The 12,581-nt window shown below is 67.5% G+C and carries 10 protein-coding genes and 1 pseudogene; 1 reads left to right on the top strand and 10 read right to left on the bottom strand.

What is annotated here, in order from left to right; translation table 11 throughout:
• A pseudogene (locus AC6RA4_RS17000) lies at window positions 1–175 on the top strand (DMT family transporter); the annotation flags it as partial.
• 15 nt (window positions 176–190) lie between these two features.
• Here the strand turns inward: AC6RA4_RS17000 and AC6RA4_RS16995 are convergent.
• The 10 genes from AC6RA4_RS16995 to acuI form a co-directional block, all read right to left on the bottom strand.
• Complete coding sequence (locus AC6RA4_RS16995) at window positions 191–907, bottom strand: alanyl-tRNA editing protein (protein WP_500162372.1); 717 nt, start codon at window positions 905–907, stop codon at window positions 191–193.
• The gene (locus tag AC6RA4_RS16990) at window positions 904–3,384 is read right to left on the bottom strand and encodes a DUF3772 domain-containing protein (protein ID WP_500162370.1); all 2,481 of its coding nucleotides are present in this window, start codon (window positions 3,382–3,384) and stop codon (window positions 904–906) included. Before AC6RA4_RS16990 ends, AC6RA4_RS16995 begins: the two co-directional genes overlap by 4 nt.
• A 5-nt stretch (window positions 3,385–3,389) precedes the next feature.
• Window positions 3,390–4,418 carry a cysteine synthase A gene (locus tag AC6RA4_RS16985; protein ID WP_500162368.1) on the bottom strand — a complete coding sequence of 343 codons (1,029 nt, stop codon included), beginning with the start codon at window positions 4,416–4,418 and terminating at the stop codon, window positions 3,390–3,392.
• A gap of 58 nt (window positions 4,419–4,476) precedes the next feature.
• Window positions 4,477–5,604: an NUDIX domain-containing protein gene (locus AC6RA4_RS16980; RefSeq protein WP_500162366.1), complete on the bottom strand. Its 1,128-nt coding sequence runs from the start codon at window positions 5,602–5,604 to the stop codon at window positions 4,477–4,479.
• A gap of 10 nt (window positions 5,605–5,614) precedes the next feature.
• Complete coding sequence (locus AC6RA4_RS16975) at window positions 5,615–6,055, bottom strand: TrgA family protein (RefSeq protein WP_500162364.1); 441 nt, start codon at window positions 6,053–6,055, stop codon at window positions 5,615–5,617.
• Between the two features lie 147 nt (window positions 6,056–6,202).
• Complete coding sequence (locus AC6RA4_RS16970) at window positions 6,203–7,624, bottom strand: cryptochrome/photolyase family protein (protein ID WP_500162362.1); 1,422 nt, start codon at window positions 7,622–7,624, stop codon at window positions 6,203–6,205.
• 78 nt (window positions 7,625–7,702) lie between these two features.
• Window positions 7,703–8,905, bottom strand: coding sequence for an aminotransferase class V-fold PLP-dependent enzyme (locus AC6RA4_RS16965; RefSeq protein WP_500162360.1), 1,203 nt, complete (start codon window positions 8,903–8,905; stop codon window positions 7,703–7,705).
• Window positions 8,906–9,161: 256 nt separating this feature from the next.
• Window positions 9,162–10,808: a BCCT family transporter gene (locus tag AC6RA4_RS16960; RefSeq protein ID WP_500162358.1), complete on the bottom strand. Its 1,647-nt coding sequence runs from the start codon at window positions 10,806–10,808 to the stop codon at window positions 9,162–9,164.
• A 47-nt stretch (window positions 10,809–10,855) separates the two neighbouring features.
• Window positions 10,856–11,269, bottom strand: coding sequence for a universal stress protein (locus tag AC6RA4_RS16955; protein WP_500162356.1), 414 nt, complete (start codon window positions 11,267–11,269; stop codon window positions 10,856–10,858).
• A gap of 235 nt (window positions 11,270–11,504) precedes the next feature.
• Window positions 11,505–12,497, bottom strand: a complete 993-nt coding sequence (gene acuI, locus AC6RA4_RS16950) for an acryloyl-CoA reductase (protein ID WP_500162354.1) — start codon at window positions 12,495–12,497, stop codon at window positions 11,505–11,507.
• Window positions 12,498–12,581 lie beyond the last annotated feature (84 nt).

Genomic DNA, 12,581 nt, shown 5'->3' with positions numbered 1-12,581 from the left:
CCTGCTGATGCTGCTCGAGACGGTGCTGGGGCCGCTCTGGGTCTGGATCGGGTTGGGCGAGGCGCCGACGCTGCGGATGCTCACCGGCGGCGCCATCGTGCTGGCGAGCCTTGCGGTCTACATCCTCCTGCCGCAACGCCGCCCTGCCGCACGCGAGACCACCGAGCGCGCCTGAGCCGCCGCCTTGGTCTTAATCGAGGTGGATGTTGACCCGGCGGTTCTGCCGGCCCTTGTTCTCGATCTTGCCGATGCGGATATGGCCGATCTCGCCGGTGCGCGCGACGTGGGTGCCGCCGCAGGGCTGCAGGTCGATCTGATCCGCGCCGGTTCCGATCCGCACCAGCCGCACCGCGCCCTGTCCGCGCGGCGGCTGCACGGTCATGGTCTTGACCAGCGACGGGTTGGCATCGAGCACGGCCTCCTCGATCCAGTCGGCGCTCACCGCGAGATCCTGCTCGACGAACCCGTTGAGCATCGCCTCGAGCTCCTCGCGGCTGTCCGGCAGGTCGGGCGTGGCGAAATCGAGCCGCCCGTGCCCGGCACCGATATTGCCGCCGGTGACCGGCAGCGGCACCACGACCGAAAGCAGGTGCAGCGCGGTGTGCACGCGCATGTGCCTGTGCCGCCGATCCCAGTCCAGCCGCTGAGTCAGCACCGTGCCTGGCGCCGGGAGCGGCAGCGGCTCGGCGGGGACGAGGATCACCGCATCGCGCTCGCCCTTCACCGCCGTGGCGATGCTCATGCTGCAGCCGGGCCAGTCGATGCGCCCGCTGTCGCCGGGCTGTCCGCCGCCCTTCGGATAGAACACCGTCTGGTCAAGCACGATGCCGCCTTCGGGCGTGTGCGACCGGACCACCCCGGTGGCGTCACGAAGATAGGCATCCTCGCGGAAGAGCGCTCTGGTCATCTGCCGCCGTCTCCGCCATCGCCATCGCCATCCGCATCGCCGTCGCGTCCTGCCGGGATGATGCCCGAGCCCGTCGCATCCTCTGCCAGCGCACGCGCGCGCGCCTCCTCGTCGCTGGAGGGCGCGGCGGAGGGCGTGGGGGGCTGCGGAGCCTTGGCCGCCGGGGCGTCGCGCTCGGGGAACAGCACCTCGGGGTTGCGCAGCCAGACGTCGCGCTGTGCAAACGGGATCTCGATGCCCTCCTCGGCAAAGCGCCGCGCGATTTCATGGTGGAAATCCGAGGTCACGATGAGCTTCTGCCCGACATCGCGGATGATCGCCCGGATGACGAAGTTCAGCGAATCCGCCCCGAACTCCTCGAAGGTGACGCGCGGCTCGGGGTTCAGCAGCACGAGGTCGTGCTCGCGCACGATGCGCAGCAGGATCTCCTCGACCCGGCGGGTGTCGCTGCCATAGGCCACGCCCACGGTCATCACCACGCGGCCGATGACGTTGCCGCGGGTGTAGTTGGTCACCGTGCCCGAGACGAAATCCGAGTTCGGCACGATCAGGTCGGTGCGGTCGAAGGTCTCGATCCTTGTCGAGCGCACCGAGATGTCCTTGACGATGCCGTGGTTGCCGTTGACCTCGATCCAGTCGCCCTCCGAGATCGGCCTCTCGATCAGCAGGATGATGCCGGAGACGAAGTTCGACACGATGGTCTGCAGGCCGAAGCCGATGCCGACCGAGAGCGCACCGGCGACGATGGCGAGCGACGACAGGTCGAGCCCCGCGGCGGTCACCGCGATCAGCGCAGCGAAGAAGATGCCGATATAACCCAGCCCCGCGACCAGTGCGTTCTGCCCGCCCGGGTCGATCTTGGTCTTGGGCAGGATCGAGGTCCTCAGCCCGCCCTGCAGCATCCGCGTGACCGTGTAGCCGATCGCGAAGACGATCGCGAAGGTCAGGAAATCGCTTGGAGAAATCCGCGTGTCGCCGACCTGTATGCCCTCCTTGAAGCGGGTCCAGAGCTCGGTCAGATCGGCGATGCGCGCGCCCCAGATCAGCGCCAGCACCGGGATCTGCAGCAGCAGCAGCACAAAGCCCGCCAACACCGGTATCAGGCTGTCAGAAGCCTGCGGATCGCGCCCGGTGATCAACTCGTAAAGGTCGTTCACGAAGCGCTGCAACACCAGCACCATGGCAAGCAACGCGAGGGTCCGGATGGTCGGATAGATCAGACCCTGCCCGACTGCGTCGTAGCCGATGCCCGACATCACCGGCGCCACGATGGCGACGAAGATGGTGAGCCGGCCGATGGTGCGGGCGATGCGCAGCCGGAAGGTCGAGCCCTCCAGAAGCGTGCCCTCGGCCTCGGTCTCGTCGCTGAGCTTGGTCAGGATATGCCCGAGCCGCCACAGCATTACCGCGCAGAGCAGCAGGACGGGATAGTCGAGCACCACCTGCACTTCGTCGGGATAGGCAAAGATCTTGCCGATGGTCTCGCCGGCCGAGCGCATCACCAGCAGGATCGCCAGAAGGTTGGCGTAGTAGCGCGCCTCGCGGCGCTGCTTGGGCGGCAGCGGCAGGGTGGCGATGTCGTCGTTGCGATTGAAGCTCTGGTCGGCGAGCCAGCGCACGATCAGCAGCGCCCCGCCCCAGGCCGGGATCATCTCGAGAACCTGCTGCAGGTTGACGCCGGCAAAGCTCGTGGCGCGGACCGCGGCGACCAGCATCACCAGCCCGAAGAACGGCAGGATGATGCGGATGATCGAGGCGAGAAAGCCCCAGACGCCAGACCCGCGCCGGGTGGTCGAGCGCAGCCACTCGATGAACTTGTCGATCCAGACCGGGCCGCGCACCACCAGAAGCAGCGCCAGCACCAGCAACAGAATGATCAACGGCAGGTTGCGCCACGCTTCCGCCCGCTTGATGTCCGAGCCGATGTTGCGCCGCAGCTCCGCGACTAGGCTCTGGCTCGATTGCACCAGCGCCGAGGCCGCTTCGGACCATAGCCGCGGGTTGAGCGGCGACGGTCCCAGCGCCAGCAGCGCGTCGGCCTGCCGGGTGCGTACGATGCCGTCAATTTCCCTGATCAGCCCGTCGGCCTGGGTGTGCGCCTCCTGCGCCCGCCTGACCGGAGCCTGCAGGCGCTGCAACTCGTCATTGAGTTGCCCCCGGCGCACGGCAATGGCCTCGGGCTCGGTTTCGCCCTCCGCCGGCGGCTCGCCAAGCGCATCGAGCTGGGATTGCAGCGTCTGGATCCGGCTGGCGTTGGTGCTCTCGGCCTGCAGGAACGTGTCGCGCCAGCCCGCGAGGGCGCTGCGCAGCGCCTCGAAGGCCTCGGTCGACGCCTCGCCATTATCGATGGCCTCCTCGGCCCGACCGGCGATCTGGCTCCACGTCTCGTAGTCGATGCCATCGTCCTGCGCGCCGGCCATCCCCGCGCTCAGCGCGAGGACAAGCCACAGGGCAGCGATGCGCAGCCAGCGCAGCATCGGGATCACCCGTCCTCGAAGACACCGGGGATGGAGGCGGGCGCGCGGTCGAGCCAGGACGGCACCGGCAGCCCCTTGCCCTTGAGGAACTCGGGGTTGAAGAGCTTCGACTGGTAGCGGTTGCCGAAGTCGCAGAGCACGGTGACGATGGTGTGACCCGGACCGAGCTCTCTGGCCATCTTGATGGCCCCCGCGACATTCACCCCGGACGAGCCGCCAAGGCAAAGCCCCTCTTCGGCCAGCAGGTCATAGACCACCGGCAGCGCCTCCGCGTCGGGCACGCGACAGGTGAAATCGGGGGTGAACCCCTCGAGGTTGGCGGTGATGCGGCCCTGACCGATGCCCTCGGTGATCGAGTCGCCGGGGTTCTCCTGACCGGTGTAGATCTTGTAGAGGCCGGCGCCCTCGGGATCGGCGAGACCGATCTTCACGCCCTTGGGCTGCAGCGCCTGCGCCACGCCCGCCAGCGTGCCGCCAGAGCCCACGGCGCAGATGAAGCCGTCGACCTTGCCGCCGGTCTGTTCCCAGATCTCGGGGCCGGTGGTCTCGATATGGGCCTGCCGGTTGGCGACGTTGTCGAACTGGTTGGCCCAGATCGCGCCATGCTCGGCGGTGCGCGCCATTTCCTCGGCCAGACGGCCCGAGTAGCGCACGTAGTTGTTGGGGTTCTTGTAGGGCGCCGCGGGCACCTGCACGAGCTCGGCGCCGGCAAGACGGATCATGTCCTTCTTTTCCTGCGACTGGGTCTCGGGAATCACGATCACCGTGCGGAAGCCCATCGAGGCGCCGACCAGCGCAAGCCCGATGCCGGTGTTGCCGGCGGTGCCCTCGACGATGGTGCCGCCCGGCTCGAGAAGGCCCTTCTCCACCGCATCCTTGATGATGTAGAGCGCGGCGCGGTCCTTGATCGACTGGCCCGGGTTGGCGAATTCCGCCTTGCCGAGAATGGTGCAGCCGGTCATCTCGCTGGCTTTGCGCAGCTTGATGAGCGGTGTCTGTCCGATCAGATGCGCAAGATCCTGTGCAACCCGCATGGGCGCCTCCCCTTTGTCTTGGTCTGGTCGACAGGTTTAGGGCGCGCCCAAGGGGAACTCAAGCGTTCCGGCGCAAGTCCTCGCGATGACGTGCCAGCCAGTAAAGCATCATCGCCAGCGGTCCGACATTGACCTCGCCGCTGTCGCAGAGCTCGAGCGCCCGCTCGAAGGAGATCACGTGGTTGCGGATGTCCTCGTGCTCCTCTTCCAGCCCGCCCATGCCGTTGTCGGCCTCTGACAGGCTGCAGAGCCCCAGAAAGCAATGGTAGAACTCGGTGCTGTAGCCCGGCGCGGCATAGACCTTCATCATCGGGCGCAACTCGCGGATGGCGAGCCCGGCCTCTTCCTGCGCCTCGCGCAGCGCGCAGGCCTCGGGGCTTTCGCCGGCATCGACCAGCCCCGCCGCCGGTTCCAGCACCGACAGGCGCGGATCGCCGCGGAAGAGCGGGCCGTAGCGCAGTTGTTCGATCAGCATCACCCGGTCGGTCACCGGGTCGTAGGGCAGCACCAGCGCCGCATCATAGGAGACAAAGCACTCGCGCGAGAATGTCCCGGTCATTGTGCCGTCGAAGCGCGCGTGCCGCAGGTCGAAGGCGCGGGTGCGGAAGAAGCCCTCGAAGCCCTCGTGGTTTCGCACGATCTCGACGATGTCGGGGCCCCGCCCGGAGCGCAACTCGTGCGGCGCGCCGCCCTGTGCAAGGATCTGGGCCCAGGCCCGCGCCGCGAGGAAGGGCCGCCGCCCGGCGATCTCGGCCAGGGTCGTCCGGCCGTATTGCAGCATGATTTCGCGCGCGGTGCGCCGCGCCAGCTCGCCCCATTCCGCCGCCCATTCCGAGAGGTGGAAGAGCGGCCCGCAGTCCTGCGGCGCACAGCCGCTGAACTCGACCAAAACCGCCAGGCGCGCGCCAGTTCCGGCCAGCGCTTCGCGCTCCTGCAGCCCCTCTCCAAAGCCGCCAGAGAAAAACTCGAGCCGCGCCATGTCCTCGTCGGAGAGCCCCTGAAGCAGCAGACCCTCCGCCAATGTCCCCGGCGCGGTGCAAAGCGCCGCTTCGGGCACGCCCTTGCCCTTGGCATAATAGACCGAGAGATCGGGCAGCGTGGCGGGCATGGCCTGAACCTCGCGTCCAAGGATTTCGGCCAGCACGGGCCGGTGGCACAAGGTGCCGTAAACAAACAGATCTGTCACGGGGGCTCCTTCAGCGCCAGTGGCGCGAGGCGGTCTCGGAGAGCACGGCGGTCACCAGAGCGCCGATGATGAGCATCATGAAGAACCCGGTGTTGAGCAGGCGCTCGCCGTATTGCAGGGCGATCTCGAACACCCCTGCGGCGGCCTCCATCGCGCCGTCGTAGTGCCGGCGCAGCGCGAGGTTCCACATCTGCTTGATCGAATAGACCATCAGGCACCAGAACACGAGCGAGACCGCGCCGGTGATGCCGTGCGAGATGGCGGCCGACATGCCGCGCCCGGCGCGCGGACCGACGATGATCCAGCCGCAGAGAAAGCCGATGAGGGTGTTGATATAGGTGAAGAACCCGAAGTTCTGCACCTCGTCATAGAGGCCCTTGGCATATTCCGAGGTGAAATAGGCGGCCCCCGCCATGCACAGGGCGGCGATCAGGCGGGCGGCTGTAAACATCGGCTCGGGCCTCTCATCCGGTCAACCTAGGGGTTAGGAAAAGGATAAGCCACGCCCTGCCCCGGCTGGCAAGGCGAACGGCACGTGCCGGGGCATCGATGATCGCAATGTGTCCAATGCGAAACAGCACCGGAAAGCGGGATTCGCTCAGAAATCCCGGTTCTCATAGGCCTCGAGTGCGGCCTTGCGCCCGTCCTCGGCGGTGACGATCGGATCGGGGTAAGCATCCTCCGGCGTCATTGCCCAGCTCTCGGGGATGGCGCCGAAATAGCTCATCGCGGTCTTCGGCGGGTTGCGCTGTCCCTCGGCGATCCAGCGGTTGACGTAGACCTTGTCGGGGTCGAACTTCTCGCGCTGGGTGATCGGGTTGAAGACCCGGAAATAGGGCGCGGCGTCAGGCCCGCTGCCGGCGGTCCATTGCCAGCCAAGCGCGTTCGAGGCCGGATCCCAGTCGATCAGGCAATCCTCGAACCACTGCATGCCGATCTTCCAGTGGCACATCAGGTGCTTGGTGAGATAGCTCGCAACGATCATCCGGGCGCGGTTGTGCATCCGCCCCGTCACGTACATCTCGCGCAGCGCCGCATCGACGAAGGGAATGCCGGTGCGCGCCCGCTTCCACGCGATGACCTCCTTGCGGCGCTCGTCCTCGTTCCATGGGAACGCCGCCCAATCCTCGCGCCAGCTGCGCTCGGCCAGATGCGGCGTGTGCCAGAGCAGGTGGTAGGCGAACTCGCGCCAGACCAGCTCCTTGGCCCAGGTCTCGGCGCCCGCCTTGCCCGCGTCCTTGGCGCGCATTGCCGCATGCCAGCACTGCGCCGGGCTGATTTCACCGAGGGCGAGGTTTTCCGACAGCGTCGAGCAGCCATCCTCGGCGACGAGGTTCCGGCCTTCCTTGTAATCGGCGATCTTGCCGGAGGTGAAGGCACCGAGCCGCGACTGCGCCGCCCGCTCGCCGAGCTGAACGTAAGGCTCGACCACTGCCGCGCCGCGCCGCATCGCTGCGCCAAGATCCCAATCCTCGAGCGCATCGCTCACGGGCCAGCTCTTGGGTGCGGCAAGCTTTGACGGTGCGGCCAGCGGCTTGGGCACGTCGCGTTCGCAGACCGCGCGCCAGAACGGCGTGTAGACCTTGTAGAAACCGCCCTGCTTGGTCTCGACGGTCCACGGCTCAAAGAGCAGATGACCGGCAAAGCTCTGAGCATCGATCTCGCGGTCCTTCAGCGCCGACTTGACCGCGGTGTCGCGCTCCACCGAGGCCGGATCGTAGGCGCGCTGCCACCAGACCGCGCCGGCGCCGGTCTCGTCGATGAGCGCCTCCAGCACCTCGCGCGCGGGTCCGGCCCGCAGGATCAGGCGGCTGCCCTTTTCGGCCAGCGCCTCACCATAGCAGCCGAGCCCAAGCCCGAGCCGCCATTTCGGCGCCGCGCCGAGCTGGTCGACCGTGTGGTCGCGAATGAAGACCGGGATCACCGGGCGGCCCGACTTGCCGGCCTCGTGCAGGGCGGCGTGGTCGCTCAGCCGCAGATCGCGGCGGATCCAGACGATGATGGGGCTCGTGTCGCTCATTCTGTCCTCGCGTGGTTCCGCGTGGAAGATAGCGCCCCGCGCCACGGGTCAACCGCCTTGGCCCGCTTTGCGGGGCGTTTACAGCTCCTGGTCGAGCGCCGCGATCAGCTGGTCGACCTCCTCGGGCGAGGTGTAATGGGTGAAGGACAGCCGCAGCACCCCGGCCTCGGGGTCGATCCCCATCGCCTGCAGCGGGCGGACGGCGTAGAAATCGCTGCCGCCGGCCATCACCTTGTGATCCGCCAGCCGCCGCGCCACCGGCTCCGCCGCCCCCTGCAGCGCCACCGCCACCGTGGGCGCGCGGGTCTCGGCGGTCTTCGGCCCCAGCAGGCGCACGGAGTTGCGCGCGCTGAGGAAGTCGAGCAGCGGCTGCATGAGCGCGACCTCTTGGCCATGCATGAGCCCCGCCACCTCGCGCGGGGCAACGCCCTGATGCGCGGCCAGCGCCTCGACATAATCGACCATGCCGGCGCAGGCGGCGACCTGCGCGTGATCCGGCCCGGCCGGGGTGAACTTCTTGTAAAGCGTGCCGCCATTGAAGAAATGCGCCTGATTGGGCAGCGCCTCGGCCAGCCCGCGGCGCACCACCATGATGCCCTGGTGCGGGCCGAAGGTCTTGTAGGCCGAGAACAGGTAGATGTCACAGCCCAGCTCGCCCACATCGGGGAAACCGTGCGGCGCATAGCTCACCCCGTCGACGCAGGCGAAGGCCCCGGCGGCATGGGCCAGCGCGGTGATCTCGGCCACCGGGTTGATCTCGCCCACCACGTTCGAGCAATGCGGGAAGCAGACCAGCCGCACCTTCTCGTCGAGCAGCTTTTCCAGCGCCGCCGGGTCAAGATGGCCAGTCTCGGGGTCGATCTTCCACTCGCGGATCTCGATCCCCTCCTCAGCCAGCCGCCGCCACGGGCCGGAATTGGCCTCGTGATCCTGGTTGGTCACCACGATGGCCTCGCCGGGCTGGATGAACTTGCGAAAGGCTTGCGCCAGAACATAGGTGTTCTGCGTTGTCGAGGGGCCAAAGCTCAGCTCCTCGGTGTCGACGCCGAGCAGCGCGGCCAGTCGTGTGCGCGCCTCGTCCATCTCGGCGCCACCGGCCTCGGAGGCCGGGAACGGCGCGTAGGGCTGCACCTTGCGCTGATGGTAGAACCGGGTGAGCCGGTCGATCACCGGCTGGCAGGTATAGGAGCCGCCGGCATTCTCGAAAAAGGCCCAGCCCTCGAGCGACGGCTCGGCAAAGGCGGGAAACTGCCCGCGCACGAACTCCAGATCCAGCATCATCGCGACTCCCTTGATATTGCGGCGCAGCAAACCGGCTGCGCGGCGGGGCGTCAAGGCGATCACGGGCTCCGGTCGAGAACTCTCACGCGATTGTCGGGGGATACAACGTAAGGCTGCGAAAGCCCCTCCCCGCCCACGCCGAATTTAGAGCGACGCCGATCGCCCTTCCCCTTCAGAGTCCCGCATTGCCTCCCCATAACGAAAAACGCGGGCCCGAAGGCCCGCGCTCTGGATCTTTCGCAATCGCGGGACGCGATTAGGTGTTCCGACGCTCTGCCATCAGGCCGCGCCAGATCGCCCAGCACATCACCAAGAGTACGATGGTGAACGGCAGCCCCGTCGAGATCACCATCGATTGAAGCGACGACAGGCCGCCCGCCGAGAGCAGCAGCACGATGGCCACCGCGCCCTCGAAGACGCACCAGAACACCCGCTGCGGCACCGGCGCATCGACCTTGCCGCCGGCGGTGATGGTGTCGATGACCAGCGAGCCGGAATCCGACGAGGTCACGAAGAACACGATCACCAGCACGATGCCGATCAGCGAGGTGATCGAGGCCAGCGGCATCACGTCGAGCATCTTGAAGAGCTTGACCGGGAGGTCGGCCTCCTGCGCGGCGGTGTAGCCGTCATTCAGCACCTGCTGGATGGCATTGCCGCCAAAGACACTCATCCACAGCACGCAGACGAGGCTCGGGATCAGCAGCACGCAGACCACGAACTCGCGCACCGTGCGGCCGCGCGACACGCGCGCAATGAACATGCCCACGAAGGGCGACCAGGAGATCCACCACGCCCAGTAGAACGAGGTCCAGCCCTGCATGAAGTTGACGTCTTCGCGGCCCACCGGGTTCGACAGCGCCGGCAGGTATTGCATGTAGGCGCCGAGATAATCGACGAAGCCCGTCAGCAGCGCCATGGTGTGACCGGCCAGCAGCACGAAAAGCAGCAGCAGGAAGGCCAGTCCCATGTTGATCTCGGAGAGCACCTTGACGCCGCCGTCAAGGCCGCGCAGCACCGAGACCAGCGCGATGGCGGTGATTGCCGAGATCAGGATGACCTCTGTGGTCGAGCTGACCGCGATGCCGAAGAGCTCGTTGAGGCCGGCATTGGCCTGGGTCGCGCCGAAGCCCAGCGAGGTGGCGAGGCCGAAGAGCGTGGCAAAGACCGCGAGCACGTCGATGATATGCCCGGGCCAGCCCCAGACGCGCTCCCCGAGGATCGGGTAGAAGGCCGAGCGGATGGTGAGCGGCAGGCCCTTGTTGTAGGAGAACAGCGCCAGCGCCAGCGCCACCACCGCGTAGATCGCCCAGGGGTGCAGCCCCCAGTGGAAGATCGTCGCGGCAAAGGCCAGCCGGGTCGCGGCCTCCTCGTCGCCCTCGGCGCCGCCCAGCGGCGCCCAGTCGGTGCGCACCCCGTTCTCGCCCACCGACACGCCGCCCATCGACGACGAGAAGTGGCTCATCGGCTCCGAGACGCCGTAGAACATCAGGCCGATGCCCATGCCTGCGGCGAAGAGCATCGCGAACCAGCCGGCATAGGTGTAGTCCGGCGTCGCATCCGCGCCGCCCAGCCGCACCGAGCCCGCAGGGGTCACGATCAGCAGCAGGCAGAAGATCACGAAGATGTTCGCCGCGCCAAGGAAGAACCAGTCAAAGCCCTTGGTCACGCTGTCGAAGAGCCAGCTGAACACCGATCCCGCCTGCTCGGGCAACGCCAGCGTGTAGAACACGAAAGCGATGACGGCGAGGCCGGAGATCGCGAAGACGGGGTTGTGGATGTCGAGCCCGAACGGGCCGATCTGGGTTTCGATATTGTCCTGACCGATGACATAATCGGTGTCGATGAGATCCGCGCTGCCTTCCGGCGCCGGGATGCCCTGGTCGTCGTTCGTGTCACTCATGGCACGAAACTCCCTTTATTGGTGTTGTCCGGTCCGATGCCTGCGCCTCAGCGCACCAGCATCACCGAGATTTTCGCGTGCGTGGCGATGCTGCCGCCATTCGCCGGCCACCAGTGGTCGGCGATGTTGGGGATATGGCTGGCCATCACCACGAGATCCGCCTTCACCTCGGTCACCGCGCGCAGAAGCGTCGGGTCGAGGTCGATGCTCGGATCGTGGCTGGCATAGGCCTTGGCCTCGGTGGCGATGCCGCGCAGCGCGGCCTGGTCGGCGGCGAAGGCGGTCAGTTTCTCGGCGTATTCTTCCGGGCTGTGCGCCAGCGATGACGGCTGCTCCGTCGTGACGCCGACATAGATCACCGTTGCGCCGTAATGCGCGGCAAGATCGGCGGCGCAAAGCAGCGCTTTCTCGAGCCGCGCGGCATGGGTCAGGTCGACCGGCACCATGATGCGTTCGAACATGCGTCCCTCCTGTTTCCAGGTTGTCCGGGTTGATCCCGGCTTTTGGACCGCCGCCTGCCCGCGCAAGAGCGCAAGGCACCGGCCGCGGCCCGTGATTACGGCGGTGTGGCAAAACACCGCCGATGACGCAGGGTAGCGCAGGAACCCGGGAAGGCAAAAAAGGGACAAGGCGGATAAATGTCCAAAAACGACATTTATTCGCAAATACGACCCGTCACGGTCGCGCGATGGTTGTTCAGGCGCTCACGTCCACGACGACCCGGCCCTTGACCTGACCGTTCAGAATGTCGGCGCCGAGCTGCGGCAGATCCTCCAGCGTTGCCGGCACCACCATCGCCTCGAGCTTGTCCATCGGCAGATCGCGCGCCACCCGCCGCCAGGCCCGCAGGCGGTTGTCGAAGGGCTGCATCACGCTGTCGATGCCCAAGAGGTTCACGCCGCGCAGCAGGAACGGGATCACCGTCGCCGGCAGCTGCGCGCCGCCCGCAAGCCCCACCGCCGCGACCGAGCCGCCATAGACCATCTGCCCCAGCACCCGCGCCAGCATCGCCCCGCCCACCGCGTCGACGCAGCCCGCCCAGGTCTCGCTCTCGAGCGGCCGCTTCACGGTCTCGGCGAGCTCGGCGCGCGGCACGATGCGCGCCGCCCCCAGCCCGCGCAGGTAGTCCTCCTGCTCGGGCCGCCCGGTGACCGCCGCCACCTCGTAGCCCAGATGCGCCAGCACCGCCGTCGCCACCGAGCCTACGCCGCCCGCCGCCCCGGTCACCAGTACCGGCCCCTTGGCCGGGCTCAGCCCGTGATCCTCGAGCGCCATCACCGCCAGCATCGCGGTGAAGCCGGCGGTGCCCACCGCCATCGCCGCGCGGGTGTCGAGCCCCTCCGGCAGCGGCACCAGCCAGTCAGCCCTGACCCGCGCCTTCTGCGAATAGCCGCCCCAATGCGCCTCGCCGACGCGCCAGCCGGTCAGCACCACCTTGTCGCCGGGCTTGTAGCGCTCGTCTTCCGAGCGCTCGACGGTGCCGGCAAAGTCGATCCCCGGCACGTGCGGATAGCTGCGCACCAGCCCGCCGCCCGGCCCGATGCAGAGCCCGTCCTTGTAGTTCAGCGTCGAATACTCGACCGCCACGGTGACCTCGCCCTCGGGCAGATCCTCCAGCCCGATCTCGCGCACCGCCGCAGAGGTCTTGCCGCTCTCCGCGTCCTTCTCGACCACTAGCGCCTTGAACATCTCGTCTCTCCTCTCCGCCCGCCCCCGGGCAGGCTCCTTCTCTGGTTCTCAAATACCTCGGGGTGAATGCCGCCCACCGGGCGG

This window comes from Salipiger sp., assembly GCF_059781815.1.
Note: the sequence above shows the minus strand (reverse complement) of the source record. Positions and strands in the feature narration are given on the sequence as shown.